General features: G+C 64.8%; 28 protein-coding genes. 19 read left to right on the top strand and 9 right to left on the bottom strand.

Annotated elements, in window-relative coordinates; translation table 11 throughout:
- Nucleotide 1: 1 nt before the first annotated feature.
- Genes ACFWYE_RS26130 through ACFWYE_RS26120 form a run of 3 tightly spaced genes read left to right on the top strand, consistent with a single transcriptional unit; the run spans nt 2 to nt 2,192 of the window.
- On the top strand, nt 2–775 hold the full coding sequence (locus ACFWYE_RS26130; protein WP_379115101.1) for a thiazole synthase: 774 nt from the start codon (nt 2–4) through the stop codon (nt 773–775).
- Nucleotides 772–1,377: a thiamine phosphate synthase gene (locus tag ACFWYE_RS26125; protein WP_379115099.1), complete on the top strand. Its 606-nt coding sequence runs from the start codon at nt 772–774 to the stop codon at nt 1,375–1,377. Before ACFWYE_RS26130 ends, ACFWYE_RS26125 begins: the two co-directional genes overlap by 4 nt.
- Complete coding sequence (locus ACFWYE_RS26120) at nt 1,347–2,192, top strand: hydroxymethylpyrimidine/phosphomethylpyrimidine kinase (protein WP_379115098.1); 846 nt, start codon at nt 1,347–1,349, stop codon at nt 2,190–2,192. Before ACFWYE_RS26125 ends, ACFWYE_RS26120 begins: the two co-directional genes overlap by 31 nt.
- 15 nt (nt 2,193–2,207) lie before the next feature.
- Here ACFWYE_RS26120 and ACFWYE_RS26115 read toward each other — a convergent pair whose 3' ends face one another.
- From ACFWYE_RS26115 to ACFWYE_RS26100, 4 genes are all read right to left on the bottom strand, one after another.
- Nucleotides 2,208–2,903, bottom strand: a complete 696-nt coding sequence (locus tag ACFWYE_RS26115; protein ID WP_379115168.1) for a metallophosphoesterase — start codon at nt 2,901–2,903, stop codon at nt 2,208–2,210.
- 192 nt (nt 2,904–3,095) lie between these two features.
- Nucleotides 3,096–3,314, bottom strand: coding sequence for a hypothetical protein (locus ACFWYE_RS26110; RefSeq protein ID WP_379062833.1), 219 nt, complete (start codon nt 3,312–3,314; stop codon nt 3,096–3,098).
- Nucleotides 3,315–3,454: 140 nt separating this feature from the next.
- The gene (locus tag ACFWYE_RS26105; RefSeq protein WP_379115097.1) at nt 3,455–4,591 is read right to left on the bottom strand and encodes an L-lactate dehydrogenase; all 1,137 of its coding nucleotides are present in this window, start codon (nt 4,589–4,591) and stop codon (nt 3,455–3,457) included.
- A complete protein-coding gene (locus ACFWYE_RS26100; protein ID WP_379115096.1) occupies nt 4,588–5,439 on the bottom strand; it encodes an FCD domain-containing protein in 852 nt (283 codons plus the stop codon). Before ACFWYE_RS26100 ends, ACFWYE_RS26105 begins: the two co-directional genes overlap by 4 nt.
- A gap of 202 nt (nt 5,440–5,641) precedes the next feature.
- Between ACFWYE_RS26100 and ACFWYE_RS26095 the strand changes: the two genes are divergently transcribed.
- The 6 genes from ACFWYE_RS26095 (at nt 5,642) to glcF (ending at nt 12,144) form a co-directional block, all read left to right on the top strand.
- Nucleotides 5,642–6,964, top strand: a complete 1,323-nt coding sequence (locus tag ACFWYE_RS26095; protein WP_379115095.1) for a DUF3422 family protein — start codon at nt 5,642–5,644, stop codon at nt 6,962–6,964.
- A gap of 156 nt (nt 6,965–7,120) precedes the next feature.
- Nucleotides 7,121–8,617 (top strand): FAD-linked oxidase C-terminal domain-containing protein, encoded by a 1,497-nt coding sequence (locus ACFWYE_RS26090; RefSeq protein WP_379115094.1) that lies wholly within the window; start codon nt 7,121–7,123, stop codon nt 8,615–8,617.
- 135 nt (nt 8,618–8,752) lie between these two features.
- Nucleotides 8,753–9,028, top strand: coding sequence for a hypothetical protein (locus ACFWYE_RS26085; RefSeq protein ID WP_379115093.1), 276 nt, complete (start codon nt 8,753–8,755; stop codon nt 9,026–9,028).
- 10 nt (nt 9,029–9,038) lie between these two features.
- The gene (locus tag ACFWYE_RS26080; protein WP_379115092.1) at nt 9,039–9,623 is read left to right on the top strand and encodes an ASCH domain-containing protein; all 585 of its coding nucleotides are present in this window, start codon (nt 9,039–9,041) and stop codon (nt 9,621–9,623) included.
- Nucleotides 9,620–10,822, top strand: a complete 1,203-nt coding sequence (gene glcE, locus ACFWYE_RS26075) for a glycolate oxidase subunit GlcE (RefSeq protein ID WP_379115091.1) — start codon at nt 9,620–9,622, stop codon at nt 10,820–10,822. The genes ACFWYE_RS26080 and glcE overlap by 4 nt, the downstream gene beginning before the upstream one ends.
- A 2-nt stretch (nt 10,823–10,824) precedes the next feature.
- Nucleotides 10,825–12,144 carry a glycolate oxidase subunit GlcF gene (glcF, locus tag ACFWYE_RS26070; protein WP_379115090.1) on the top strand — a complete coding sequence of 440 codons (1,320 nt, stop codon included), beginning with the start codon at nt 10,825–10,827 and terminating at the stop codon, nt 12,142–12,144.
- Between the two features lie 69 nt (nt 12,145–12,213).
- Here the strand turns inward: glcF and ACFWYE_RS26065 are convergent, their stop codons facing one another.
- Entirely contained in the window at nt 12,214–13,062 is an 849-nt protein-coding gene (locus ACFWYE_RS26065; RefSeq protein ID WP_379115089.1) for an SDR family oxidoreductase, read from the bottom strand.
- A gap of 83 nt (nt 13,063–13,145) precedes the next feature.
- On the opposite strand from ACFWYE_RS26065, the gene ACFWYE_RS26060 reads away from it, so the two are divergent.
- Together ACFWYE_RS26060 and ACFWYE_RS26055 are read left to right on the top strand one after the other, a co-directional pair.
- The gene (locus tag ACFWYE_RS26060; protein ID WP_379115088.1) at nt 13,146–13,709 is read left to right on the top strand and encodes a TetR/AcrR family transcriptional regulator; all 564 of its coding nucleotides are present in this window, start codon (nt 13,146–13,148) and stop codon (nt 13,707–13,709) included.
- 98 nt (nt 13,710–13,807) lie between these two features.
- A complete protein-coding gene (locus tag ACFWYE_RS26055; RefSeq protein WP_379115087.1) occupies nt 13,808–14,131 on the top strand; it encodes a putative quinol monooxygenase in 324 nt (107 codons plus the stop codon).
- A 2-nt stretch (nt 14,132–14,133) separates the two neighbouring features.
- Here the strand turns inward: ACFWYE_RS26055 and ACFWYE_RS26050 are convergent, their stop codons facing one another.
- Nucleotides 14,134–15,060: a bifunctional 5,10-methylenetetrahydrofolate dehydrogenase/5,10-methenyltetrahydrofolate cyclohydrolase gene (locus ACFWYE_RS26050; protein WP_379115086.1), complete on the bottom strand. Its 927-nt coding sequence runs from the start codon at nt 15,058–15,060 to the stop codon at nt 14,134–14,136.
- A 299-nt stretch (nt 15,061–15,359) separates the two neighbouring features.
- A complete protein-coding gene (locus ACFWYE_RS26045; protein ID WP_379115085.1) occupies nt 15,360–16,190 on the bottom strand; it encodes a L,D-transpeptidase in 831 nt (276 codons plus the stop codon).
- 220 nt (nt 16,191–16,410) lie between these two features.
- Here ACFWYE_RS26045 and ACFWYE_RS26040 point away from each other — a divergent pair, with 220 nt between their 5' ends.
- On the top strand, nt 16,411–17,046 hold the full coding sequence (locus ACFWYE_RS26040) for a DNA-3-methyladenine glycosylase I (protein ID WP_379062806.1): 636 nt from the start codon (nt 16,411–16,413) through the stop codon (nt 17,044–17,046).
- A gap of 2 nt (nt 17,047–17,048) precedes the next feature.
- Here the strand turns inward: ACFWYE_RS26040 and ACFWYE_RS26035 are convergent, their stop codons facing one another.
- Nucleotides 17,049–17,294: a hypothetical protein gene (locus tag ACFWYE_RS26035; protein ID WP_379115084.1), complete on the bottom strand. Its 246-nt coding sequence runs from the start codon at nt 17,292–17,294 to the stop codon at nt 17,049–17,051.
- Nucleotides 17,295–17,594: 300 nt separating this feature from the next.
- Between ACFWYE_RS26035 and hisS the strand changes: the two genes are divergently transcribed.
- The 5 genes from hisS to ACFWYE_RS26010 all read left to right on the top strand — a co-directional run bounded on the left by hisS (nt 17,595) and on the right by ACFWYE_RS26010 (nt 23,347).
- Nucleotides 17,595–19,094: a histidine--tRNA ligase gene (gene hisS / locus ACFWYE_RS26030; RefSeq protein ID WP_379115083.1), complete on the top strand. Its 1,500-nt coding sequence runs from the start codon at nt 17,595–17,597 to the stop codon at nt 19,092–19,094.
- On the top strand, nt 19,091–19,459 hold the full coding sequence (locus ACFWYE_RS26025) for a VOC family protein (protein ID WP_379115082.1): 369 nt from the start codon (nt 19,091–19,093) through the stop codon (nt 19,457–19,459). The genes hisS and ACFWYE_RS26025 overlap by 4 nt, the downstream gene beginning before the upstream one ends.
- Nucleotides 19,456–20,574 (top strand): ATP phosphoribosyltransferase regulatory subunit, encoded by a 1,119-nt coding sequence (locus ACFWYE_RS26020; RefSeq protein ID WP_379115081.1) that lies wholly within the window; start codon nt 19,456–19,458, stop codon nt 20,572–20,574. The genes ACFWYE_RS26025 and ACFWYE_RS26020 overlap by 4 nt, the downstream gene beginning before the upstream one ends.
- Nucleotides 20,571–21,272: an ATP phosphoribosyltransferase gene (hisG, locus tag ACFWYE_RS26015; RefSeq protein WP_379115080.1), complete on the top strand. Its 702-nt coding sequence runs from the start codon at nt 20,571–20,573 to the stop codon at nt 21,270–21,272. The genes ACFWYE_RS26020 and hisG overlap by 4 nt, the downstream gene beginning before the upstream one ends.
- Before the next feature lie 326 nt (nt 21,273–21,598).
- Nucleotides 21,599–23,347, top strand: coding sequence for an AMP-binding protein (locus tag ACFWYE_RS26010; RefSeq protein ID WP_379115078.1), 1,749 nt, complete (start codon nt 21,599–21,601; stop codon nt 23,345–23,347).
- A 4-nt stretch (nt 23,348–23,351) separates the two neighbouring features.
- Here the strand turns inward: ACFWYE_RS26010 and ACFWYE_RS26005 are convergent, their stop codons facing one another.
- On the bottom strand, nt 23,352–23,789 hold the full coding sequence (locus ACFWYE_RS26005; RefSeq protein WP_379115077.1) for an Lrp/AsnC family transcriptional regulator: 438 nt from the start codon (nt 23,787–23,789) through the stop codon (nt 23,352–23,354).
- Nucleotides 23,790–23,934: 145 nt separating this feature from the next.
- Here ACFWYE_RS26005 and rocF point away from each other — a divergent pair, with 145 nt between their 5' ends.
- Both rocF and ACFWYE_RS25995 read left to right on the top strand, forming a co-directional pair.
- Nucleotides 23,935–24,855, top strand: a complete 921-nt coding sequence (gene rocF / locus ACFWYE_RS26000; RefSeq protein ID WP_379115076.1) for an arginase — start codon at nt 23,935–23,937, stop codon at nt 24,853–24,855.
- 2 nt (nt 24,856–24,857) lie between these two features.
- Complete coding sequence (locus ACFWYE_RS25995) at nt 24,858–25,919, top strand: ornithine cyclodeaminase (protein ID WP_379115075.1); 1,062 nt, start codon at nt 24,858–24,860, stop codon at nt 25,917–25,919.
- Nucleotides 25,920–25,922 lie beyond the last annotated feature (3 nt).

Raw genomic sequence — 25,922 nt, 5'->3', positions numbered from 1 at the left:
CATGCTCGAACTCTATGGACAGCAGTTCTCGTCGCGCCTGCTGCTTGGCACCGCACTTTATCCGTCGCCGGCGATCATGGCCGATGCGGTCAAGGCTGCGAAGACCGAGATCGTGACGGTGTCGCTGCGTCGCGAAAGCGCCGGCGGCAGGACCGGCGGGCAGTTCTGGTCTCTGATCCAGTCACTCGGCGTGCGCGTGCTGCCCAACACCGCCGGCTGTCATTCGGTGAAGGAGGCCGTCACCACGGCGCAGATGGCGCGCGAGGTCTTTGCAACCAACTGGATCAAGCTGGAGGTCATCGGCAACCACGACACCTTGCAGCCGGATGTGTTCGGCCTCGTCGAGGCGGCACGCATCCTGAGCGATGATGGCTTCGAGGTGTTTCCCTACACTACCGACGACCTGGTCGTGGCCGAACGATTGCTGGAAGCCGGCTGCAGACTGCTGATGCCGTGGTGCGCGCCGATCGGTTCGGCGCGCGGGCCGCAGAATGTCGATGCACTGCGCTCGCTGCGCGGGCATTTCCCAAATGTGCCGCTGATCGTCGATGCCGGCATCGGCCGCCCGTCGCACGCGGCCGAAGTCATGGAACTCGGCTACGACGCCGTGCTGCTCAACACCGCCGTCGCCAGGGCGGGCGATCCGGTGGCGATGGCAGGCGCCTTCGGCAAGGCGATCGAGGCAGGGCGGGAAGCCTGCCTTGCCGGTCCGCTCGAACCGCGCGACATGGCCGTTCCCTCCACCCCCGTCATCGGCATGGCAGCCTTCTCATGAAACTCGACCCGTTCTACCTCATCGTCGATTCCGCCGCCTGGATCGAGCGGCTGGTGCCGCTTGGCGTGAAGCTGTTGCAACTGCGCGTCAAGGACATGCCCGCCGAGGCGCTACGCGCCGAAATCCGTGCCGCCAGGGCAATCTGCGAACGCCATGGCTGCCAGCTCGTCGTCAACGACTACTGGCGACTCGCCATCGACGAGGGCTGCGACTTCGTCCATCTCGGCCAGGAGGATCTGGCCGAAGCCGATGTCGGGGCGATCCGCCGGGCCGGGTTGAAACTGGGCTTGAGCACGCACGATCATCCTGAACTGGAAACCGCACTGGCGGCCGAGCCCGACTATGTCGCGTTGGGCCCGGTCTATCCAACCATCCTGAAGGCCATGAAATGGGCACCGCAAGGCCTCGACCGCATCGCCGAATGGAAACGCCGGGCGGGTGAATTGCCCCTCGTCGCCATCGGCGGATTGACCGTCGAGCGCATCCCGGGTGTCTTCGCGCAAGGTGCCGACAGTGCCGCCGTCGTCACCGACATCACCCGCAATGCCGATCCGGAGGCGCGTACCCGCGAATGGCTGGCGGCCACGGCATCATGGCGGTGACGCCCGACCGGCATGTGCTGGTCGCCGCCGGTACGGACTCCAGCGGCGGCGCCGGCATTGCGCGCGACGTCGAGACGGTCGCGACGTTCGGCCTGCGCGCCTGCCTCACGGTCACCGCCGTGACCGTGCAGACCCACGGCGCCGTCGAGCGGGTCGAGCAGATGCCGCCCGACCTGATCGCCGCGCAAATGCGCGCCGCCTTTGCTTCCAACGCGATAGCCGCGGTCAAGATCGGCATGCTGGGCAGTGTGGATGCCGTAACCACCGTTGCTTCCGTATTGGCCAGCCGCCTGCCGCTGCCGGTGGTACTCGATCCTGTCCTGGCCTCGACATCAGGCCGCGCGCTGCTGCCAATGGATGCGGTCGAGGTGCTGAAACGCCGGCTGATGCCACTGTGCACGCTCGTCACGCCCAATCTGCCTGAACTGGCGCTGCTGAGCGGCAAACCGGTTGCGACAGACGAGGCTGGCATCATTGGACAAGCGGGGTCGCTGTTCGAAAGCGGCGTTGCAGCCTTGTTGGTCAAGGGCGGTCATGCCGAAGGCGATCGTTCAGTCGACCTTCTCCTGCGCGCTGGCCAGAAACCGTCACGCTTCGAGGCGTCCCGTCTTGATACCAGCATGCGCGGCACCGGCTGCATGCTGGCCAGCGCCATCGCTGCCGGGCTGGCCTTGGGTGATGATCTGGATGCGGCAATCGGCAAGGCCAAGGATCATGTTTTCCGGAAACTGAATGAGGCGGCAAAGCCGCCGGGGCTCGGCCACCTTCTCCCACAAGGGGAGAAGGGAACACCGTGCTACCCGATGATCCGGTGAGGGGGCAGGAAAAGGCTACGCGGCTTCAGTCACTATCCGCTTGTCCGCACCATCGACGACCAGTGCCGTCAGCCTGCCGCTCTGGTAGGCGGCGGTGTCGACATTGACGCGGTTGGGCATCAGCTCGGCTTCCGACTGCGGCGTGTGGCCGTGCACGATGACCTTTTCGTAAAGCCCGGGATGATCGAGGAAGATGGAGCGGACCCAGATCAGGTCGTCATGCGCCTGCCGGTCGAGCGCGATGCCGGGACGCACGCCGGCGTGGCAGAAGAAGAAATCACCGAACGAAACCGAATAGGGCAGGTCGTGCAGGAACTGTTTCTGCTCGGGCGGCACCGCGCTGACGAGATCCTTCCAGCCTTGTTCGAGCGAGGCCGGATCGGCGAAGTCGATCGCCACGCCGTAGGACAGTGCCGTCTCGCGGCCGCCATAGCGCGCGAACAGCCCATCGGCGTCCGGCATGGCCAGGAAGTCGCGGAAGCCGATATCGTGGTTGCCGGCCAGCGCGATGATGCGTGGATCGCGCTGCTGCGCGGTGATCAGGAAATCGATGACGCCTTTCGAGTCCGGGCCGCGGTCGACATAGTCGCCGAGATGGATGATGCGCCAGTCGGTCGGCCGGTCGCGCTCGATTTCGGCGGCAATGGTCCGGTGCATGCCGGACAGCAGGTCGAGCCGACCATGCACGTCGCCGATGGCGTAAAGGCGCATGCCGTCCGGCGCGCGGGCGTCGAGGAAATGGATACCGTCGGTCAAAGGAGAAGCTGCTTTCAGATGGGTTCGGGAGCGCTGAATTATGATCCCGAACCGAAGGTCAGCAAAGCGAAAGTCGCGGAACTTTTGGACAAGGATGCGGCAAAAGGGAGATAACGATTCTTCGGCGGGAGGCTTTGTGACGCTTCGTTAGATGACGCTCCGGTTGCCTTCGTTATCTACGAGCACGAGCGCGCTGCCGCGCACTTGGCCGCGGTATTTTTCGAAGAATGCATCGCGGCGTTCACGACCTTTTTTTGTCTTTGGTTTCAAGAAGGCCTGCGCCTTTTCAAACCGCGCTTCGTGATGTGACGAGCCTGAGTTGGCCATCCAAGCCAGCTTACGAAACACGAAGTCTATTCGCCCCATCAGCATGTCTCCATTGCCCATCGAGACCCTAGCAAGTCAGCGCCTGGGAGGCCACTGCTGATCAGAGATATTCGGACCGGGATGCGCCAAGACAGCAAGATAGCGTTTCGGCTCGGTAGTTTGAAGATAGCGGAAGTGCGCTAGCGGTAAAGCATGTGCTTGCCGACATCCTTGATGTCGCGCTTGCCGCACAGCGCCAGCGTCAGGTCGAGCTCCTTGCGGATGATCTCCAGCGCCAGCGTGACGCCTTTCTTTCCGGCCGCCCCAAGCCCGTAGAGGAACGGACGGCCGATATAGGTGCCCTTTGCGCCGAGGCACAGCGCCTTCAGCACATCTTGCCCGGAACGAATACCGCCATCCATGTGGACCTCGATGCGGTCGCCGACAGTGTCGACGATCTCTTCCAGTACCGCGATGGAGGAGGGGGCGCCGTCGAGCTGGCGGCCGCCATGGTTGGAGATGATGATGGCATCGGCGCCAGTCTTGGCCGCCAGCACCGCGTCTTCCTTGTCGAGGATGCCTTTCAGGATCAGCTTGCCGCCCCAGCGCTGGCGGATCCATTCGACGTCGTCCCACGACAGGGTCTGGTCGAACTGCTCGTTCGTCCAGGACGACAGCGAGGCAAGATCGCCGACGCCCTTCACATGGCCGACGATGTTGCGGAAGGTGCGGCGTTTGGTGCCGAGCATGCCGAGGCACCAGCCGGGCCGGATCGCCATGTCGATCAGGTTCGGCAGGGTCAATCGCGGCGGGGCCGACAGGCCGTTGCGCACATCCTTGTGGCGCTGCGCCAGGATCTGCAGGTCAAGCGTCAGCACCAGCGCCGAACATCTGGCCGCCTTGGCCCGGTCGATCAGGTTGAGCACGAAATCCTTGTCGCGCATCACATAGAGTTGGAACCAGAACGGCTTCTTGGTCACCGAGGCGACGTCCTCGATCGAGCAGATGCTCATGGTCGACAGCGTGAACGGCACGCCGAACTCTTCGGCCGCCTGTGCGGCCAGCATCTCGCCATCGGCATGCTGCATGCCGGTCGAGCCGGTCGGCGCCAGCGCCACCGGCATCGAGACGGTCTCTCCGATCATGGTCGAGGCGAGCGACCGGTTGGCCATGTCGACCAGCACGCGCTGGCGCAGCTTGATCTTGCCGAAGTCCTCTTCGTTGGCGCGGTAGGTGCTCTCCGTCCACGCGCCGGAATCGGCGTAGTCGAAGAACATCCTCGGCACGCGCCGGCGCGCCTGGTTCTTGAGATCGTCGATTGTCAGAAGCATGCTCATTCCGCTTTCCCGGTTTCGCGTGCCGCCGCGTCCGTTTCGTTGCGCCTGCGGCCGGGTTCCCCGTCACGCTGTTTCGCGTCCCCGCCGCGCTGTTTCAGCCGAAGCCGCGACACGCGTTGCCAGTCGCCGCTGCGTTCGGCTTCCACCATGGAGCGTTCGACATAGGTGATATGGTCCATCGCCGCCTTTCGTGCCGCCGCCGGGTTGCCCGATGTGACGGCGGCATGGATGGCGCGGTGCTGCGCCAGCAGTTCGTCGCGCGCGCCGGGCAGGGTGAAGACCAGCAGCCGGTTCTGGAACACGCCTTCCGACAGCAGGCGGTAGCAGGAGCGCAAGGTGTGGAGCAGGATGATGTTGTGCGCGCACTCGCCGACGGCGTTGTGGAACTCGACGTCGATGTCGGCTTCGTGCTGGAAGTCTCCGGTGCGGTGCGCTTCGTCCATGCGCGCCATGATGCGGTCGAGCAGGGCAAGGTCGTCCGGTGTTGCGCGCCGGGCCGCATATTCGGCGGCGACGCCCTCGATCTCGCGGCGGTATTCAAGATAGTCGGCGGCGGCTTTGCGGTGGGAGGAGATCAACTCCATCACCGGCTTGGAGAACACCTGGCCGATCACGTCGGCGACATGGGTGCCGCCGCCGTGCCGCGTCGTCAGCAGGCCGCGTGTCTCCAGCGCTTTCAGCGCATCGCGCAGGATCGGCCGCGACACCTCGAACTGGCGCGCGAGGTCGCGTTCACCCGGCAGCCGGTCGGCCGGGCGCAGCACGCCTTCCAGGATCAGGGCCTCGATCTGCGCCACCACCTCGTCGGCGGTGCGCGAATGATCGATGCGGGAAAAGATGTCGCCCAAGGGAGTGCCCGAGAAAAAGCTTCTGTAGCCCAGAATAGCGGCAATCACGCGAACTGGTCAATTAATCTATCCAATTTGGTGTTCAAACGCGAAGCGATGACGGTCGCTTTGACGGCCTGTCGCCCGGACTTTTCGTTGTCATAGCTCCGGATTGCTCCTAGAGCTTTGCAAAAGACAGGGCTCGGAACCTGGGGGAACTGCCGTGTCGGACGACCAGTCCAATCTCGAATTCCGGCCGCGTGCCATCGGCAGCGTGCTGGGCTTTCCCGCGCATGAGGGCCGCCCGAGCGCGCTCGGCGAGGTGCATGCCCGCCCGCACCCGCTGGTCGAGACGCCACGTGTCCTGATCCAGCTTTCCTTCATGACCGAGGGTGGCACCAGCGTCGACCACGCCGTGCTGTCCGAACTTTCGCGCCGCCTTGGCATCGCGGCACCCGGCAGTCAGGCGCGCCTCCATGCCATGAAGTGGGGCAAGGGTTCGCTGCGCTGGGAGCGTCACACCGAGTTCTCGACCTATCTGTGGGAAGGGCCGCTCGACGAGAGCGGGCGCGCGCATGAGGACACGCCGTTCGGCAATGGCTTCTCGCCGCCCGGCACGGTGATTTCCGGCATTCGGCTGGAGATCCGCAACTGGACCGCCGCCAACGAGAAGCTGCTCGACAGTTTCGATCCCACCAGCCTGTGTTTCTCGCTGGTGGAACGGGGTGCCGCCGCCATCGTCGCCGATTTCCGCCAGGACGGTGACGGGCTGACCCGCGTCCTGGTGCTGAACCGTTCGCTGACCGCGGCCAGCACCGGCGCGCTGTCGCAGCGCCTGCTCGACATCGAGACCTACCGGACGCTGGCCATGCTCGGCCTGCCGCTGGCGCTGTCGCTGTCGGCACGCGTGCGCCGTATAGAAGACAAGCTCGCCGTCATTACCCGCGAGATGAAGGCAGCAGAAACCCGCGACAGCCAGACCTTGCTCGCCGACCTGACCGAACTTGCCGCCGAACTGGAAGCGGATGCCGCTTCCAGTCTCTATCGCTTCGGTGCCAGCCGCGCTTATGACGGCATCGTCACGGAGCGCCTGGAGGCGCTCGATGAGGAGGTGGTGCCGGGCTACGACACCTGGGCCGGTTTCCTGCAGCGCCGCGTCGCGCCGGCCATGCGCACCTGCCGTTCGGTCGAGGAGCGGCAGGCCAACCTGTCGCGCAAGCTGACGCGCGCCACCACGCTGCTGCGCACCTGGGTCGATGTCGAGGTGGAGAAGCAGAACCGCGACCTGCTCGCCTCGATGAACAACCGCGCCCGCCTGCAACTGCGCCTGCAGCAGACCGTCGAAGGTCTGTCGGTGGCGGCGGTGTCCTATTATGTCGTCGGGCTGATCGGCTATCTCGCCAAGGGCGCCTCCTTCTTCGGCCATGCCTTTGCGCCGGAAGTGGTCACGGCCGCATCCGTGCCGGTCGCCGTGCTGCTGGTCTGGTGGGGCGTGCGCCGGGTGCAGCGCCTGCACGGCGAGCCGGCAGGCCACGCCGGCGAATAGTCCGGAACCATCTGTCCATTTGCCAGCGTCAGATTGACGCGCGGGAAGGTGCGCGTGCGGCCGTGCGTGCCTGGGCCTAAAGCATCATTTGCAAGCACTGCGGCAAATTGGTAAAAAGCTTTTACCAGTCTGCCTATTTGCCAAGCGGGAGGCATCATGTCCGGTCTTGCCATGCCGAAGCCGGATGGGGCGACGCTTGGGCGACGCGCCACCATCGTTGCCGATCTCAGGTCGATCGTGCCGGGCGAAGGCGTCGTCGAAACCGTCAACGAGATGCGCGCTTTCGAAAGCGATGGACTGACCGCTTATCGCCAGCTTCCGCTAGTCGTGGTGCTGCCCGAGACGGTGGCGCAAGTGTCGCGGGTGCTGAAATACTGCAATGACCGCAACATCCGCGTCGTGCCGCGCGGCGCCGGCACCTCGCTCTCGGGCGGAGCCTTGCCGCTGCAAGACGCGGTCCTGCTGGTGATGAGCCGTTTCAACCGTATCCTCGGCATCGATTATCCCAACCGCACCGTGACGGCGCAGCCAGGCGTCACCAATCTCGGTATCACGCATGCGGTGGAGCAGGAGGGTTTCTATTACGCGCCGGATCCGTCCTCACAGATTGCCTGCTCGATCGGCGGCAATGTCGCGGAGAATTCCGGCGGCGTGCATTGCCTGAAATACGGGCTCACCGCCAACAACGTGCTGGGCATCGAGATGGTGCTGATGAATGGCGAGGTGGTGCGGCTCGGCGGCAAGCATCTCGACGCCGAGGGGTATGACCTGCTCGGCCTGATGACCGGTTCCGAGGGATTGCTCGGCGTCGTCACCGAAGTGACGGTGCGGATCCTGAAGAAGCCGGAAACGGCACGCGCGCTGCTGATAGGCTTCCCGACCAGCGAGCAGGGCGGCCAGTGCGTGGCTGACATCATCGGTGCCGGCATCATCCCAGGCGGCATGGAGATGATGGACCGGCCGGCGATCCACGCGGCGGAGGATTTCGTCCAGGCCGGCTATCCGCTGGAGTGCGAAGCGCTGCTGATCGTCGAACTTGACGGACCGGCGGTCGAGGTCGATCACCTGATCGGCGCCGTCGAGGCGATCGCCATCAGCAATGGCTCGACCACCTGCCGCATCTCCAATTCGGAGGAAGAGCGCCTGCGCTTCTGGGCCGGCCGCAAGGCCGCCTTCCCGGCGGTCGGTCGCATCTCGCCGGACTACTACTGCATGGACGGCACCATCCCGCGCAAGGAATTGCCGCGCGTGCTGGCCGGCATGCGCGAGCTTTCTGAAACCTACGGCTTGCGTGTCGCCAACGTCTTCCATGCCGGCGACGGCAACCTGCATCCGCTCATCCTGTACGATGCCAATGTGCCAGGGGAACTGGATAGGGCCGAGAAGTTCGGCGCCGATATCCTGCGGCTCTGCGTCGAGGTCGGCGGCGTGCTGACCGGCGAACATGGCGTCGGTGTCGAGAAGCGCGACCTGATGCCGGAGATGTTCAGCGAGGCCGATCTCGACCAGCAGATGCGGGTGAAATGCGCCTTCGACCCCAACCATCTGCTCAACCCCGGCAAGGTGTTTCCGCAACTGCGCCGCTGCGCCGAACTCGGCCGCATGCATGTACATCGCGGTCAGGTCGCCTTTCCCGACATTCCGAGGTTTTGAGCGATGGGGCGATTGGCTGGGCCACAGTCCAAGGGGCAGATATTGCGCGCTTGGATACGAGAGACCAAGGAACAACGTGAGGTGTTGGATCGCCTGGCAACCGCTCCACCAAGGCCCTTGGCGAACCCTCCTTCCATGCGCCGCCGCATGGCGTTGCTTTGTTATGTCGCTCGCGAGCTTCCCGATGGTTTGGGGATCGCCCGCCAACATCGCCCGCCTTACACACCCGACATGCGCTGGCTGGTCGAGCATGGCTATCTGCGACTGGAGCGCGTACGCGCCGGGCGCGGTCGTCTCTGGAGCTTTCTCGTCCTGTCGAATTCAGGCCAGCGCAGGGTGTCGGCCTACGATCTTCCCCAAGCAGACTGGAACTGGATTGCCGCGGCTTTCCATCACGGCATGCTCAAGTGAGACGGATCTCGTGCAACTGAAGCAAGCAACATTGGTCGGCATCGCGCGGGGCGACGTCACGCTCGCCTTCCGCCGCTGGTTGCGGCCGACGGTGAAAGCCGGCACCGGCCTGCGCACGGCGGCAGGCGTGGTGCGTATCGCTGCGGTCGAACCGGTCGACGAACAGGATCTGACCGATGCCGAGGCGAAGGCGGCGGGCTTTGCCGATCGCGCCGCACTGCTGGCTGATCTGCGCTTGGATGGCGATCGCACGCTCTATCGGATCGTTCTCGAAGGCATTGAGCCGGACCAGCGAGTCGGCCTGCGCGGCGCGGTGAAGCTGTCCGAATCCGACTGGCATGATCTGGCGGCCCGCTTCGCGCGCTGGGACAAGGCGAAGCCGGGTTACTTCCCGTCGATCCTGAGCGCTATCGGCGACCATCCGGGCACGCCGGCTGGCGAACTGGCGCAGGCTGCCGGGGTGGAAAAGCTGAAGTTCAAGCAGGATGTGCGCAGGCTGAAGGAGCTCGGCCTGACGCAGAGCCTCGACGTCGGCTACCGGCTCTCACCGCGCGGCGAAGCGGTGCTGGAGAAGTTGCGGGAGCATAGGCTGTGACCACCTTCCCCCCAACCTCGCCTGCCGAAGTTCTTTCCGCCGTGCAATGGGCGGTTGCCGAAGAGGCGCCGCTGGAGATCGTCGGCCACGGCTCCAAGCGCGCGATCGGCCGCCCCCTGCAGACCGAACACACGCTCGATCTTTCGAAGCTCTCCGGTGTGACGCTCTATGAGCCGGCGGAACTGGTGCTGTCGGCGCGCGCCGGAACACCGCTGGCTCAGATCGAGACGCTGCTTGCCGACAACGGCCAGCAGCTTGCCTTCGAGCCGATGGATTATGCCCGGCTGCTCGGGCAGGAGCCTTGCAGGGGCACCATCGGCGGCGTGCTGGCGGCCAACCTCTCCGGTCCGCGCAGGCTGAAGGCAGGGGCTGCACGCGACCACATCCTCGGCATTCATGCCGTGTCGGGGCGTGGCGAGGCGTTCAAATCCGGCGGGCGTGTCGTCAAGAATGTCACCGGCTACGATCTCTCCAAGGCAATGGCGGGCTCATGGGGCACGCTTGCAGTGTTTACCGACGTCACCTTCAAGGTGCTGCCGGCGGCGGAAACTGAGGTGACGCTGGCCGTGCGTGGCCTGCTAGACGACAACGCTGCCGCGGCGATGTCGCTGGCGCTTGGTTCCAGCGCTGAAGTGTCGAGCGCCGCGCATCTGCCGGAACGCATCGCGGCACGTGTTGCCGGCGGCGCTCTGGGCGGCGAGGCGGCGACCTTGCTGCGCGTTGAAGGCTTTGGTCCTTCGGTGACGTATCGTATCGGCGCGCTGAAGGAACTGCTGCGCAATGCCGGACCGCTGCAGGAGATCGCCGACGAAGCGTCCGCCACCATCTGGCACGATGTCCGCGACTGCATGCCGTTCGCCGGTTCCGACAAGCCGCTCTGGCGCGTGTCGATGGCACCCGCCGATGGCCACGCCATGGTGATGGCGCTGCGCATGCAGTCGGCGGTGGAAGTGTTCTACGACTGGCAGGGCGGTCTGATCTGGCTCAGTATGGAAATGGGCGAACCGGAACACCAGTTGGTGCGGGCGGCGGTGCAGCATTTCGGCGGCGGCCACGCGACGCTTGTCCGCGCTGCCCCCGGCGTCCGCGCGGCGACGCCGGTGTTCCAGCCGCAACCCCCGGCCCTGGCTGGCCTTGCCGAGCGGCTCAAGTCCGAGTTCGACCCCAGGCAGATCCTCAATCCCGGCCGGATGGCATAACGATGCAGACCTCTTTCACAGCCGACCAGCTCGCCGATCCGCATGTCGCGGAATCGGAGAAGATCCTGCGCAAATGCGTGCATTGCGGCTTCTGCACCGCCACCTGTCCGACCTATGTGACGCTTGGCAACGAACTCGACAGCCCACGCGGGCGCATCTACCTGATCAAGGACATGCTGGAGAACGGCCGTCCGGCCGACAAGGAGATCGTCACCCACGTCGATCGCTGCCTGTCCTGCCTCGCCTGCATGACGACCTGCCCCTCGGGCGTCAACTACATGCATCTGGTCGACCATGCGCGCAGCCATATCGAAAAGACCTACAGGCGCCCGCTCGCCGACCGCCTGATCCGCTCCGTACTCGCCTTCGTGCTGCCGCATCCGGCGCGCTTCCGCACCGCGTTGAAGCTGGCGAGGCTCGGCCGGCCGTTCGCGGGGTTTTTCGAAAACAGCAAAACGCTTAAGCCGCTCGCCGCCATGCTGAAGCTGGCGCCCGCCAGCGTGCCGGCGGCATCGCCATTGGCCAGGCCCGGCGCGCGCAGCGCCGCGAAGGGGCAGAGACGGGGACGGGTCGCCTTGCTTACCGGTTGCGCGCAGCAGGTGCTGGAGCCCGGCATCAACGAGGCGACGGTGTCGCTGCTCAACAGGCTCGGCATCGACGTGGTGATGCCGCAAGGCGAGGGCTGCTGCGGCGCGCTGGTCCATCACATGGGTCGTGAGGAAGCGGCGCTCGCCTCGGCCCGCCGCAATGTCGACGCATGGATGCGGGAGATCGAGGGGGAGGGGCTAGATGCCATCGTCATCACCGCTTCGGGCTGCGGCACCACGATCAAGGACTATGGCTTCATGCTGCGGCTGGACCCGGCCTATGTCGAAAAGGCCGCCAAAGTGTCGGCGCTCGCCAGTGACGTGACCGAATATCTCACCACGCTCGACCTGCCGGAGCCTGCGCGCAAGCCGGGCACGGTCGTTGCCTATCATTCCGCATGCTCCATGCAGCATGGCCAGAAGATCACGCGACAGCCGAAGGAGCTGCTCGCCCGTGCCGGTTTCGTGGTGAAGGAGCCGCGCGAAGGGCATCTGTGCTGCGGTTCGGCGGGAACTTACAACATCCTGCAGCCGGAGATTTCCGCTCGTCTGCTCGAACGCAAGGTCAGGAACATCACCGCCACCGGCGCCGACGTGGTAGCCACTGGCAATATCGGCTGCATCACGCAGATCGGCTCGGCCGCGAAACTGCCGGTGGTGCATACGGTGAAGCTGCTCGACTGGGCCTATGGCGGCAAGCAGCCTGCCGAACTGCGCGGCGGCAAGGCGGCCTAACCCAGCACGCTACCGATAGCCAGTGGCGTCTGCCGGCTTGCCGGGTTCCTCGACCTCGGCGATGTAACGCTAGGCATCCGGTCGGGACCCGTCGAGGTCGGTGAAGCCGTACTCTTGCGCCAGGCTTCCGCTCGACAGCGACTGGCCGTTCCAGCGCGCGCGGTCCGGATCGGCCGCAAGTGCCGCGACCGCACGTCCGACGAAATGTGGCGTTTCCGAAATGACGAAATGCGGCACCTTATCCGTTGCGTCGCGCCAGTTCTCTTCCCTCACGCCAAAGGTCTCCAGCATGATTTCGGAACGCAGCCATCCGGGCGTCAAGGAGATCGCGGTCGCGCCATGCGGGGCAAGGTCCTTGGCATGCGCCCAGCCCATGCGGTTCACCGCCACCTTGGCGAGGTCGTAAAAGGGCGAGAGGCGATAGTGGCTGGCATTGTATTCAGCCGTCCCGTCCGTCACCTCCACCAGCAGTCCGCCGGGATTTTCGATCAGCAGCGGCAAAGCGTGATGCGCGGTAATGAGATGCGTGTCGACAGCCAGGTGCAGCATGCGCAGGCCCTTGGCGAGGTCGTGTTCCCATACGGGCTTGTTCCACTCGACGTAGTTCTCGCCGCCCCATATGTCGTTGACCAGGATGTCGAGCCGGCCCTGCTCTGCGCGGATGCGTTGCACGAGGGCCGCGACCTCTTCCGAAACGAGATGGTCGACCTGCACGGCGATGCCCCTGCCGCCGGCAGCAGTGACGAGTTCGGCGGTCTCCTCGATCGTCTCGGGCCGCTGGTACTCGGATGGATGCTGCCGCGTCGTGCGCCCGGTGACGTAGACCGTGGCGCCGGCAGCTCCCAGTTCGACCGCTATCCCGCGCCCAGCACCGCGTGTTGCGCCGGCGACGAGCGCGACCTTTCCAGCAAGAGTCATTGAAACCTCCTGGGCTTTTGCCTTTGATGGCGTGATGTGAAATAATATATAAATGAATATTCACTTATTAATCGGAAATCAAGATGCCGCGACCCAAAACGCTGTCCGACGAGAAGGTGCTGGAGATCGCGCTGGGCCTGATCCATGAGCGCGGCCCCGAGGCGCTGACCTTCGAGAGCCTGGCACGCGCCTGCGGCCTTTCCCCGGCAACGCTGGTGCAGCGCTTCAAGACCAAGGCCGGGCTGAAGCAGGCTGCCTTGCTGGCCGCCTGGGACCGATTGGACACGCGCACCGAAGAGCTTGGCGGCAGCGTCGCCAGGACGCCGGATGGGGCGGTCGACCTGCTGGTCGACCTGTCGCGCGGCTACGGCGAGATCGAAGCCTATGCGGAGGGCCTGCTCGTGTTGCGCGAGGACCTGCGTGACCCGGTGCTGCGGGCGCGCGGCGCAGCCTGGCGCCGGCGTCTCTCAGCCGCGCTCGACGCGTGTTTCGCGGATACCGCAGCCGCGCCGGAGGATGTCGGCCTGCTGATGGCCTCGCAGTGGCAGGGTTCGCTGCTGTGGTGGGGGTTTGACCCGCAAGGGCGCGTCGAGGATTTCGTCGAGACCAGCCTGCGCCAGTTCGTTACGGCGCTGCTGCCGCGTTGATCCGGTCCGCTGCCGGGATTTCATTACCTGCGAGGTCATTGCCGCTGTCGCTCGATCTGGCATTTTGCGCGCCATCGAGCCCAGACAGGAGAAAAACAGTGGCCATCACCTACATCATCGGCTTTCGCGTCCGCCCGCAGCATCAGGAGCGGTTCATGATGCTGCTCGATGGTGTCCTCGACACGATGCGTCACGAAGAGATGTTCATCTCCGCCACCTTGCACCGGGATCCGCAAGATCCGTTGCGGTTGTTGCTGCACGAGACCTGGGCCGACCATCAGGACGTGCTCGACGTGCAGTTGAAGCGCCCTTACCGCGAGGAATGGCACGCTGCGCTGGACGAAGTGCTGGAGGGTCCGCGCGACATCCAGGTCTGGCAGCCGCTCAGGAGCGACAGCCGGAAGACCTTTGACCTCGTCTAGCCTTATTCCGCGGCGATCTGGCCGGGCTGTTCGTCGACGGCATAGCTGGCGCGGTAGAGCTCGCGCTGGCGGTTGAGCGCCACCATCGTGTTGCGCAGCAGGATCGACACCGTGATCGGGCCGACGCCGCCCGGCACCGGCGTGATCCAGGACGCCACTTCCTTGACGCTTTCGGTGTCGACGTCGCCGACGATGCGGGTGGTGCCGTCCGGCAGCGTTTCCGAATTGATGCCGATGTCGATGACGGCGGCGCCCGGCTTCACCATGTCCGCCTTGATCAGGCGCGGCTTGCCGACCGCAACGAACAGCGCATCGGCGCGGCGCGCATGCACGGCCAGCGAGCGTGTCATGTGGTGGCAGACGGTGACGGTGGCGCCTTCGCTCATCAGTAGGAAGGCGATCGGCTTGCCGACGATCTCGGAATGACCGACGACCACGACTTCGAGACCCTTCAGGTCGAGCCCGGTTTCCTTGAGCAGCTCGACCGAGGCGGCGGCGGTACAGGGGGCCAGGTCGAGCTGGTTGTAGACGATGTTGCCGATCGAGGCCGGGTGCATGCCCTCGACGTCTTTCAGCGGATGCACCGCGCTCTGCAGCGCCTTGACCGGGATATGCTTGGGCACCGGGCGCTGGATGATGATGCCGGTGACGCGCGGATCGGCATTCATGCCATGGATGGCTGCCTCGAGTTCGCGCGCGGTGACGTCGGCCGGAAAGCGGCGTTCCTCGAAATCGATGCCGGCCTGGGCTGCCTTGGCGCGCTGGTTGCGCACATAGACATCGACCGCGTCGACATCGCCGACGGTGATCGAGACCAGCTTCGCCGGAAAGCCCTCTGAGCGCGCCTCTTCGGCGGCGATGCGGACACTTTCAATGATGCGCTTGGCGACGGGGCCACCCTTCAGGTAGCGGCTGTCGGTGGTGGACATGGGCGGATTTCCAAAGTTCTAGCGTTTGCAAGTGCTAGAGCGCCCTTTGCGCGTCCGAATAGACGCGCGGCGCTCTCGGTTGCGGGCGACATAGCAGGAGAATGCCGCCGGCGGGAGGCTGAATCCGTCCTGCCTTAGTCGATTATGGTCACTGGCGGCCAAAAACCCGTCTAGCGGGCGAAAGCAGAAAGGGCAGCGCGGCGTTGCCGGCTGCCCTTTCTGGACCGGCCATGTCCCCACAAGGCCCGTCCCCCGTTATTTCGTCGGTCGGCGGTTGAGGCCGACTCAATGCGCAAACATTACATCACGACGACCGTCGTGCCTACCTTCACCCGGTCGTAGAGGTCGACGACGTCCTCGTTGCGCATGCGGATGCAGCCGGAGGATACGGCGCCGCCGATCGTCCAGGGCTGGTTGGTGCCGTGGATGCGATAGAGCGTCGAGCCGAGATACAGCGCGCGGGCGCCGAGCGGGTTTTCCATGCCGCCGGCCAGGAAAGTCGGCAGGTAGCGGCCCTTGGCCTTTTCGCGTGCGATCATCTCGCTCGGCGGGCGCCAGTCCGGCCACTCGCGTTTCTGGCTGACCTTGTGCGTGCCGGCCCATTCGAAGCCCGGCTTGCCGGTGCCGACGCCGTAGCGGCGCGCCTTGCCGCCTTCCCCTACCAGATAGAGGAAGTTCTGCGTCGTATCGATGATGATCGTGCCGGGTTTTTCCTTGCCGTCAAACGCGACTTCCTGCGGCAGGTAGATCGGGTTGATCTGCGGCCGCGCCACTGTCCGCCGAACCTGCTGGCCGGGCACTGCTGCGGTGCGCACGCGGTCGGTTCCGGCCTGCGGCCTGACCTGACGGTATTGGACGCGCGGTTGCGCCTGGCCGTAATATTGATCCTGCGGGGCGGCCTGGCGGTAACGTACCTGCGGCTCTCCCCATGGCCGGACGGCACGGCTCGCCCTGACCACGCCCGGCGCGCGGCCGAGCTGCGTGACCCAGGGCGCCGACAGATCCGGGCTCACCATCACCGGCGGACGCTCGGCGTAGCGGTCATTGGCAAGGGCAGGGGTGGCAATCGCCGCCAGCGCACCGATTGCGCCGAACAGAGGCAGAAAAAGCTTTCTCGTGGTTGTTCGCATGGGGACGCACTCTCAACTCGATCGTCGCGCCGCGCAGGAAACGGGTGTTCCTCACGGCCTCGATCGGCATGTTGTCCGGATGCGGCAAGCGAATGGTGAATCGCGAACGTTTAAAATGCCGCTTTGTCAGTAAACCTTTTGGTGTGGTTACCGGCCGGTTCAGGAATCTGGTAAAGCCCCGGTAAAGCACGCCTTCCAGGCGTTAACGAATGGATTTGCAATGAGTGACAACAATGGTTTGATCACCGGGGAAGACGGCGTCACCCGGTGCGCCTGGCACGGCAACCTGCCCGACTACCAGCTTTATCACGACCATGAATGGGGCAGGCCGGTGACCAGCGACCGCCGCCTGTTCGAGAAGATCTGCCTGGAAGGGTTCCAGTCGGGCCTGTCCTGGCTGACCATCCTGCGCAAGCGCGAGGCTTTCCGCGAGGCGTTCGCAGGTTTCGATTTCGACAAGGTCGCGCGTTTCACCGATGCCGACGTCGAGCGGCTGCTGACCAATGCCGGCATCATCCGCCATCGTGGCAAGATCGTCTCGACCATCAACAATGCCGGACGTGCGCAGGAACTGGTCAAGGAGGCCGGCTCACTCGCCGCCTGGTTCTGGAGCTTCGAGCCGGGCCCGCAGGAGCGGCCTGCGGTGGTCGACATCGCGCATCTGCGCGCCAACCCGACCACGGCGGTATCGACACGCATCTCGAAGGAACTGAAGAAGCGCGGCTGGACCTTTGTCGGCCCGACCACCGTCTACGCCTTCATGCAGGCCATGGGCATGGTCAACGACCATATCGAGGGCTGTGTATGCCGTGCCGAGGTCGAGGCCGAGCGGCGGGCGCTCGCACGACCGAAGTAATTTCAGCCGCGTGACAGCATCAGCCCTATGATGATGGCGGTGATGGTGGCGAGCGCCGGATAGATCACCAGCAGCCCGGTGATCAGGATGTCGCCGAGACCCGAACCCTTGCGTTCGGCTGCCGGCACCTCGAACGGTCCGGCTTGCTGGCTGACCGTGGGCGCGACGGTTTCGAGGCGACGCAGCGGGATCACCTGTGCCGTCATGACCGGTTCATCCAGCAGTTCGATTTTGTGCGCTGCGGCCATTTCAGTGCAAGTCCTTGGTTTCAAGCCGCTTATCAGCGTCGATTATGTCGGCACGATGCTGCGATAATGGCCAAATTGGTGCGTTTTGGCGCATTTGGCCGCAATGGTTGACGAGTGGTTAGCCGGGGAAGCCGCGAGGCCGGCATTCCGCCGTTTCTGCCGCCGCGAAACCGCTATCGCGCTGCAAGGTGTTGTCTCCGGCAAACGCCTTGCCGCACCTGCCAGCATCGGCTAGGACAACCGCGCCGCGAAAGCGGCAGTTTTCGACATGCCTGCACCATCGACAGCGAGTTCACGACCATGGCCGACAAACCGGAAAAGATGAAGGCGCGGCTGCCGCGCGGCCTTGTCGACCGCAGCGCCGAGGACATCCGCGCCGTCGAAAAGATGATGGCCACCATTCGCGCGGTCTACGAGCTCTACGGTTTCGAGCCGGTCGACCAGCCCCTGATCGAATATACCGACGCACTGGGCAAGTTCCTGCCGGACCAGGACCGTCCCAACGAAGGCGTCTTTTCCTTCCAGGACGACGACGAGCAGTGGCTGTCGCTGCGCTATGATCTGACCGCACCGATGGCGCGTTTCGTCGCCGAGAATTACGAGCGCCTGCCGAAGCCCTATCGCAGCTATCGTTCGGGTTGGGTGTTCCGCAACGAGAAGCCAGGCCCTGGCCGCTTCCGTCAGTTCATGCAGTTCGATGCCGACACGGTCGGCACGCCGGGCGTGGCGGCGGATGCCGAAATGGCCATGATGATGGCCGACGTGATGGAAGCGCTGGGCATCGGGCGCGGCGACTACGCCATCCGCGTCAACAACCGCAAGGTTCTCGACGGCGTGCTGGAGGCGATCGGCCTGGGTGGTGACGACAATGCCGGCCGCCGGCTCACGGTGCTGCGTGCCATCGACAAGCTCGACAAGGTCGGGCCGGACGGCGTGCGTGCGCTGCTCGGCAAGGGCCGCCTCGACGAGAGCGGCGACTTCACCAAGGGCGCCGGACTGGACGCCGCGCAATCCGATCGCGTGCTGCTTTTGACCGCGCCGGGAACGGGCGACCTTGCCGACACGCTGGCCAAGATGCGTGAGGCCGTCGCAGGCTCTGAACGCGGCGCCGAAGGCGTGCAGGAACTGCAGGACATCGGCGCGATGGTCGCGGCCGCGGGCTATCTCGACACACGCGTCAAGATCGATCCTTCCATCGTTCGCGGCCTCGAATATTACACCGGCCCGGTCTACGAGGCGGAACTGCTGGCCGAGATCCCCAACGACGAAGGCAAGATCGTGCGTTTCGGTTCGGTCGGTGGTGGTGGACGCTACGACGGGCTGGTCTCGCGCTTCCGCGGCGAACCGGTGCCGGCGACCGGCTTCTCCATCGGTGTCTCGCGCCTGATGACGGCGCTGAAGAACCTCGGCAAGCTCGACACCTCCGACATCCTGCAGCCGGTGATCGTGCTGGTGATGGACAAGGACACGGAAAGCCTCGGTCGCTACCAGAAGATGGTGTCCGATCTGCGCCGGGCGGGCATCCGCGCCGAGCTCTATCTCGGTGGCGCCGGTATGAAGGCGCAGCTGAAATATGCCGACCGGCGCGGTTCGCCGATCGCCGTCATCCAGGGCTCCAGCGAGCGCGAGGCCGGTGAGGTCCAGCTGAAGGACCTGATCGAAGGCGCCAGGCAGGCGGCGGCGATCGCCGATCACGCCGAATACAAGGAAGCACGGCCGGGCCAGGTCACGGTGAAGGAAACCGATCTTGTCGCCGAGGTGAAGAAGATCCTCGCCGCGCAGGCCGCCGAGCGCCAATGACCCTGCTCGCCATCGATCACGTCCAGCTTGCCATGCCGGCCGGGCGCGAGCCCGACGCACGCGCATTCTATGCCGGCATACTGGGCCTGACCGAAGTGGCGAAACCCGACGACCTCGCAAAACGGGGCGGCTGCTGGTTTGAAAGCGCTGCGGTCAAGGTGCATCTCGGCGTCGATCCCGACTTCCACGCTGCCGCCAAGGCGCATCCGGCCTTCCTGGTCGACGATGTGAAGCGGCTGGAGGTATTGGCGACAAAGGCTGGCTACCGGACGGCTACAGACGTGCCGCTGGAGGGTTATGAGCGCATCCATGTCTATGATCCGTTCGGCAACCGCATTGAGCTGATGCAGAAGGTGGCGTCATGAGGAGGCCTCCTGCCTTTGCCGAAGAAATGGTGACGCTGCTCGAACGGCGTGGCGTCGGCCTTGTCGACGTCGCGGTGCTGCAGCCCGCCGATCCGTTCCTGGACATGGCCGGCGAGGACCTGCGCCGCCGCATCTTCCTGACCGAAAGCGAGACCGGCCAGACACTCTGCCTGCGTCCCGAATTCACCATTCCGGTCTGCCTCGACCATATCGCCAGCCAGGCAGGCACGCCGCGCCGCTATGGCTACCTCGGCGAGGTCTTCCGCCAGCGCCGCGACGGCGGCAACGAGTTCTTCCAGGCCGGCATCGAGGATCTTGGCGACAGCGACACCGCAGCAGCCGATGCCCGCAGCGTCGCCGACGCCCATGCCTTGCTGTCGATGGTGCTGCCGAAGCGTGCGCTTTCGGTCACGCTGGGTGACCAGGCCATCTTCGAGGCGGTGCTGGCAGCACTTGGCCTGCCGCGCGGCTGGCGCATGCGGCTCGCCCGCGCCTTCGGTTCGAAAGCGATGCTGGAGGCGGCACTTGCCGACCTCGCCAACCCGCCGCGCAACGGCCAGCTGCCGCCGCCGGTTGCAACACTGGCACTGGATGCCGACCTCGACGCCCTGACGACGCATATCGCCGCCGACATGGAAAAACTCGGCCTTTCCGCTTCCGCCAGCCGGACGCCGGCAGACATCGCGCGCCGGCTGATCGAGAAGGCGCAACTGCGTTCCGTACGGCTCTCGGAAGAGGCTTTCGCTGCGCTGAAGACATTCCTCGCCATCCATGTGCCATTGTCGCAGGCGGCCGAGGCGTTGCAGGGGTTTGCTTCCAATGCCGGGCTGGCGCTTGGCTCTGCGCTCGAGACCTTCGCCGCCCGTGCACAGGCCGTTGCCGGCCATGGCCTGACGGGCGATGCGGTCCATTACGACGCCGCCTTCGGCCGTCCGCTCGACTATTATACCGGTCTCGTCTTCGAGATCGCATCCGGCGACGGCGAACGCCCGCTGGTCGGTGGCGGACGTTATGACCGCCTGCTGACGCTGCTTGGCGCCAAGGGCCAGATCCCGGGCGTCGGCTTCTCTGTCTGGCTCGACCGCATCGAGGCGCTGCGGGGTGACGCATCATGACCGTGACGCTGGCGATCCCGTCCAAGGGGCGGTTGAAGGAACAGGCGCTGGAAGTGCTGGCCAGAGCCGGGCTCGCCGTCAGCCTGCCGGAAGACGACCGCAGATATCACGCCCGCATCGCCGGTCGTGATGACATCGACGTGGCCTTCCTCTCGGCTTCGGAAATTGCCGGCGAGATCGGGCAGGGCGCCGTCGATCTCGGCATCACCGGCGAGGACCTGCTGCGCGAGAACCTGGCAGACTGGCAGTCACGCGCCGAGATCGCCGCGCGGCTCGGCTTTGGCCATGCCGATGTCGTGGTGGCGGTGCCGAACATCTGGTTCGACGTCGACAGCATGGCCGATCTCGACGATGTCGCCGCCGACTTCCGCCAGCGCCATGGCCGCAGGCTGCGTATCGCCACCAAATACTGGCGGCTGACGCAGCAGTTCTTCACCGCCAAGCACGGCATCCAGGTCTACCGCATCGTTGAGAGCCTGGGCGCGACGGAAGGCGCGCCCGCGGCAGGCTCGGCCGACATCATCGTCGACATCACCACCACCGGCTCGACGCTGAAGGCGAACCATCTGAAGATCCTGTCGGACGGTATCGTGCTGAAGTCGCAGGCCTGCCTCGTTGCCTCGAAGAAGGAACGCAAGCCGGCCGATGCCGCCCTTATCGCCGACGTCGCCGCGAAGGTCGCTGCATCGCTGGGCTGAAGCTTTGGCCCTTCGGTGCGTCCTTCGAGGCTCGCTTCGCTCGCACTCAGGATGAGGACCGTTTTGCAAAGTCTCTTCATTCTGAAACATTGGAGAATTCAAGAGGCCTGCACGGCGGTCCTCATCCTGAGGTGCGAGCCGCATTTCGGTTGAAGACATGGCTTATCTGTTGCGGGGCGAGCCTCGAAGGACGCGCCGTCAAGTGCTGACCTCAGTCCTCGAGATAAGACAGTTCTCGTTTCGCCGCTTGCGCCATCCGACTTTTGGCCTGATTTTCGGATCGGTGGTCGGCTGCTAGCCTTCCATCGCTAGCGGAGGAGGAGGCCATGGCGATCAACCCGGACGAACTGAAAGGCACGCGACCGTCGAACCCCGCTCAGGCGGGCATTGTCTTCATTGCCCCGAAGGAAGGGCTGTCGCATGTCTCGGGCGAGCGCCTGCAGCCGCTGCTCGACAAGACCATTCCGCAGCTTTTGGCCGACACGGTGCGCGCTTATGGGGCGCGTGATGCCGCGGTGTTCCCCAGCCAGGACAAGCGCTTCTCCTGGGACGAACTGGCGCGCGTCGTAGACGACTTCGCAGCCGGGTTGGCGAAGCTCGGCCTGGTGAAGGGCGACCGCGTCGGCATCTGGTCGCCGAACCGCTGGGAGTGGCTGGTGACGCAATACGCAACCGCGCGCATCGGCCTGATCCTCGTCAACATCAACCCTGCCTATCGGCTCGCCGAGCTCGAATATGCGCTGAACAAGGTCGGCTGCAAGGCGCTGGTCACGGCGGCGCAGTTCAAGACCTCCGACTATCTCGGCATGATCCGCACACTGGCGCCTGAGATCGACAGTGCCGAGCCCGGCAAACTCGCGTCGAAGAAACTGCCGGCGCTGAAGACTGTCATCCGCATGGGCGATGAAGTTTCGCCCGGCATGTTCAATTTCGGCGACGTGCTCGATATGGGCACGGACGCCGACCGCGCCGGGCTCGATCGCATCAGCGCGAGCCTGACGCCCGACGATGCCATCAACATCCAGTTCACCAGCGGCACCACCGGGGCACCGAAGGGAGCCACGCTCACCCACGCCAATATCGTCAACAATGGCAATTTCGTCACCGCCGCCATCCGGCTGACCTCGAATGACCGGCTCTGTATCCCGGTGCCCTTCTATCACTGCTTCGGCATGTCGATGGGCTCGATGGGCTGCGTGTCCAAGGGCGCCGCCATGGTCTTCCCGGGTGAGGGCTTCGACCCCGGCGTGACGTTGAAGGCCGTATCCGAAGAGCGCTGCACCGGCCTGTACGGCGTGCCGACCATGTTTGTCGCCATGCTCGACCATGCCGATTTCAAGAGCTTCGACCTGTCGTCGCTGCGTACCGGCATCATGGCCGGTTCGCCTTGCCCGATCGAGGTGATGAAGAAGGTCATCGCCCTGATGAACATGTCCGAGGTGACGATCGCCTACGGCATGACCGAAACCAGTCCTGTCTCCTTCCAGAGCGGGGTCGACGATCCGCTCGAAAAACGCGTTTCGACCGTCGGGCGCATCCATCCGCATGTCGAGGTCAAGGTGGTGGATGCCGAAGGCGAGACCGTGCCGGTCGGCGAACGCGGCGAGCTGTGCACCCGCGGCTATTCGGTGATGAAAGGTTATTGGGAAGATCGGGAAAAGACCGACGAGGCGATCGACCCGGATGGCTGGATGCACACGGGCGACCTTGCCACCATCGACGAGGAAGGTTTCTGTAACATCGTCGGCCGCGTGAAGGACATGGTCATCCGCGGCGGCGAGAACGTCTATCCGCGCGAGGTCGAGGAATTCCTCTACCGGCACCCGAAGGTCAAGGAAGTGCAGGTGTTCGGCGTGCCTGACGCCAAATATGGCGAGGAGATCGCCGCCTGGGTCGTGCTGAAGCCGGGCGAGACGATGAGCGAGGAGGACATCAAGGCCTTCTGCGCCGGCCAGATATCGCATTACAAGGTGCCGCGCTACATCCGCTTCAAGGACAACCTGCCAATGACGGTGACCGGCAAGGCGCAGAAGTTCGTCATGCGCGACGCCATGGTCGAGGAACTGGGTCTCTAGCCTGTTAGAGACGCGCCCGCGTCGAGCGTGGCGTCGCGAGCAGCAGCGTGGTTTCCGAGCCGGTGATGGCCGGAATGAGCCGCACCTTGCGCAGCACGGCATCGAGCTGCGTCAGCGTTTCGGTGTTCAGTTCGACGACGAGGTCCCAGCGGCCGTTGGTGGTGTGGATGGCCGAGATTTCAGGGAAACCGCCCAGTGCCCGCACCACCCGGTCAGCGGCATGGCCTTCGACCTCGATCATCATGATGCCGCGTACGCGCTGTTCCAGCGCATCCGCCCGCAGGATCACGGTATAGCCGAGAATCTCCCCCTGCCGCTCGAGCCGTTCGATGCGGGCACGCACCGTCGCCCGCGATACGCCGAGATCGCCGGCAAGGTCGGAGATGGAGCGGCGGCCGTCATGCCTGAGCAATGTCACCAGCTTTTCGTCGAGTGAATCCACGCCGGAATATCCATGATCGACCATATTGGCATTCGATATTGTCGAAATGATAAGGCAATGAGCGTTATTTGCCAAATCAGTTTGTTCATTCCGCCAGTCGAGTGCGCTTTACTCGAAGGCAACGAGACAGGTTGGGAAGAACGCCATGCGTTGCAGGATAGTGGGTGCGCCGGAGCAGGACGGCGCCGGGCATCTGGGATGCGAGATGGGGCCAAGCGCGCTGCGCACGGCAGGGTTGATTTCGGCGCTGACTGAACTTGGCCATGAGGTCGAGGATCTGGGCACGGTGCAACCGGCCGCGGCCCAGCCGGTCACACATCGCAATCCGGCGCTGAAGAAGCTGCCGGAGATCGTCGCCTGGACGGCCGCGATCGCAGAGGCAGCCTACCAGGCCAGCAACGACGCCATGCCGATCTTCCTCGGCGGCGATCATGCCATTTCCGCCGGCACGCTGTCCGGTATCGCCCGTCGCGCCGCCGAAACCGGTCGGCCGCTCTTCGTCCTGTGGCTCGACGCGCATCCTGACTATCATACGCTCGACACCACCACGAGCGGCAACCTGCATGGCGTGCCGCTTGCTTATGCCAGCGGCCTGCCCGGCTTTGACGGTGTCTTCCCGGACCTGCCCGTGCGGGTCGAGCCGACGCGCATCTGCACCCTTGGCCTGCGCAGCGTCGATGCGCCTGAGCGCGAGGCGCTCAAGGCAGCCGGCGTGACCGTGCACGACATGCGAGCCATCGACGAACATGGCATTGCGCCCTTGCTGCGCGCGTTCCTCGCGCGTGTCGCCGACGAGAACGGCCTTCTGCATGTAAGCCTCGACGTCGATTTCCTCGATCCGTCGATCGCGCCGGCCGTCGGCACCACGGTCCCGGGCGGCGCCACCTTGCGCGAGGCGCATCTGGTCATGGAAATGCTGTCCGACAGTGGGCTGGTCACCAGCCTCGATCTCGTCGAGCTCAATCCTTTCCTCGATGAACGTGGCCGCACGGCCACCTTGATGGTCGACCTGACGGCCAGCCTGATGGGCCGTCGCATCATGGACCGTCCGACGAGGAGCTTCTGACCATGACCGCAGCGAAGCTGAACATCGTTCCGTTCGTGAGCGTTGATTCCATGATGAAGCTGGTGCTGGCCATCGGGGTCGAGCGCTTCCTGACCGAACTGGCCAGCTATATCGAAGAGGACTTCCGCCGCTGGGAACTGTTCGACAAGACGCCGCGCGTCGCCTCGCACAGCCATGACGGCGTCATCGAGCTGATGCCGACCAGCGACGGCCGGCTCTACGGCTTCAAATATGTCAACGGCCACCCGAAGAACACGCGCGAGGGCCTGCAGACGGTGACCGCTTTTGGTGTTCTGGCCGATGTCGGCTCGGGCTATCCGATGCTGCTGACCGAAATGACCATCCTGACGGCGCTGCGCACCGCAGCCACCTCGGCGCTGGTCGCAAGGTACCTGGCGCCGAAGGGTGCCCGCACCATGACCATCATCGGCAATGGGGCGCAGTCGGAATTCCAGGCCATCGCCTTCAAGGCCATCACCGGCATCGACAGGCTGCGCCTCTACGACATCGATCCGTCGGCCTCGAAGCGCTGTGCGAAGAACCTCGCCGGCATGGGCTTCGACATCACCATCTGCGCCTCCGGCCAGGAGGCGGTGGAGGGAGCGGACGTCATCACCACGGTGACGGCCGACAAGCAGTATGCGACGATCCTGACCGACAACATGGTGGGCTCGGGCGTGCACATCAACGCGGTCGGCGGCGACTGCCCTGGCAAGACCGAGCTGCATCGCGACATCCTGCTGCGCTCCGACATCTTCGTGGAGTTCCCGCCGCAGACGCGCATCGAGGGCGAGATCCAGCAGCTGGATGGCGATCATCCGGTGATCGAGCTGTGGCAGGTGATGGCGGGCAAGGCAGCCGGGCGCACCAGCGACAAGCAGATCACGCTGTTCGATTCGGTCGGCTTTGCCACCGAGGATTTCTCGGCGCTGCGTTATGTGCGCGACCAGCTGCAGGCCACCGGCCTCTATGAGGAACTCGACCTGCTCGCTGATCCCGACGAACCGCGCGACCTCTTCGGCATGCTGCTCAGGGCAGGGGCAAAAGAGGATCTTACAGCCTAGTTC

The sequence above is a fragment of the Mesorhizobium sp. NPDC059025 genome (genome assembly GCF_042739655.1).
In the GTDB taxonomy this organism is placed as follows: Bacteria; Pseudomonadota; Alphaproteobacteria; order Rhizobiales; family Rhizobiaceae; genus Mesorhizobium.
The sequence above is the reverse complement of the archived record's forward strand: the minus strand, read 5'-3'. Positions and strand labels throughout refer to the sequence as shown.

What these genes read in the sequence shown, in the direction of transcription:
- ACFWYE_RS26130 (WP_379115101.1), top strand. Translation starts at nt 2, where the DNA reads ATGCTCGAACTCTATGGACAGCAGTTCTCGTCGCGCCTGCTGCTTGGC.
- ACFWYE_RS26125 (WP_379115099.1), top strand. Translation starts at nt 772, where the DNA reads ATGAAACTCGACCCGTTCTACCTCATCGTCGATTCCGCCGCCTGGATC.
- ACFWYE_RS26120 (WP_379115098.1), top strand. Translation starts at nt 1,347, where the DNA reads ATGGCTGGCGGCCACGGCATCATGGCGGTGACGCCCGACCGGCATGTG.
- ACFWYE_RS26115 (WP_379115168.1), bottom strand. Translation starts at nt 2,903, where the DNA reads ATGCGCCTTTACGCCATCGGCGACGTGCATGGTCGGCTCGACCTGCTG.
- ACFWYE_RS26110 (WP_379062833.1), bottom strand. Translation starts at nt 3,314, where the DNA reads ATGGGGCGAATAGACTTCGTGTTTCGTAAGCTGGCTTGGATGGCCAAC.
- ACFWYE_RS26105 (WP_379115097.1), bottom strand. Translation starts at nt 4,591, where the DNA reads ATGAGCATGCTTCTGACAATCGACGATCTCAAGAACCAGGCGCGCCGG.
- ACFWYE_RS26090 (WP_379115094.1), top strand. Translation starts at nt 7,121, where the DNA reads ATGTCCGGTCTTGCCATGCCGAAGCCGGATGGGGCGACGCTTGGGCGA.
- ACFWYE_RS26085 (WP_379115093.1), top strand. Translation starts at nt 8,753, where the DNA reads ATGCGCCGCCGCATGGCGTTGCTTTGTTATGTCGCTCGCGAGCTTCCC.
- glcF (WP_379115090.1), top strand. Translation starts at nt 10,825, where the DNA reads ATGCAGACCTCTTTCACAGCCGACCAGCTCGCCGATCCGCATGTCGCG.
- ACFWYE_RS26065 (WP_379115089.1), bottom strand. Translation starts at nt 13,062, where the DNA reads ATGACTCTTGCTGGAAAGGTCGCGCTCGTCGCCGGCGCAACACGCGGT.
- ACFWYE_RS26060 (WP_379115088.1), top strand. Translation starts at nt 13,146, where the DNA reads ATGCCGCGACCCAAAACGCTGTCCGACGAGAAGGTGCTGGAGATCGCG.
- ACFWYE_RS26050 (WP_379115086.1), bottom strand. Translation starts at nt 15,060, where the DNA reads ATGTCCACCACCGACAGCCGCTACCTGAAGGGTGGCCCCGTCGCCAAG.
- ACFWYE_RS26045 (WP_379115085.1), bottom strand. Translation starts at nt 16,190, where the DNA reads ATGCGAACAACCACGAGAAAGCTTTTTCTGCCTCTGTTCGGCGCAATC.
- ACFWYE_RS26040 (WP_379062806.1), top strand. Translation starts at nt 16,411, where the DNA reads ATGAGTGACAACAATGGTTTGATCACCGGGGAAGACGGCGTCACCCGG.
- ACFWYE_RS26035 (WP_379115084.1), bottom strand. Translation starts at nt 17,294, where the DNA reads ATGGCCGCAGCGCACAAAATCGAACTGCTGGATGAACCGGTCATGACG.
- hisS (WP_379115083.1), top strand. Translation starts at nt 17,595, where the DNA reads ATGGCCGACAAACCGGAAAAGATGAAGGCGCGGCTGCCGCGCGGCCTT.
- ACFWYE_RS26025 (WP_379115082.1), top strand. Translation starts at nt 19,091, where the DNA reads ATGACCCTGCTCGCCATCGATCACGTCCAGCTTGCCATGCCGGCCGGG.
- ACFWYE_RS26020 (WP_379115081.1), top strand. Translation starts at nt 19,456, where the DNA reads ATGAGGAGGCCTCCTGCCTTTGCCGAAGAAATGGTGACGCTGCTCGAA.
- hisG (WP_379115080.1), top strand. Translation starts at nt 20,571, where the DNA reads ATGACCGTGACGCTGGCGATCCCGTCCAAGGGGCGGTTGAAGGAACAG.
- ACFWYE_RS26010 (WP_379115078.1), top strand. Translation starts at nt 21,599, where the DNA reads ATGGCGATCAACCCGGACGAACTGAAAGGCACGCGACCGTCGAACCCC.
- rocF (WP_379115076.1), top strand. Translation starts at nt 23,935, where the DNA reads ATGCGTTGCAGGATAGTGGGTGCGCCGGAGCAGGACGGCGCCGGGCAT.
- ACFWYE_RS25995 (WP_379115075.1), top strand. Translation starts at nt 24,858, where the DNA reads ATGACCGCAGCGAAGCTGAACATCGTTCCGTTCGTGAGCGTTGATTCC.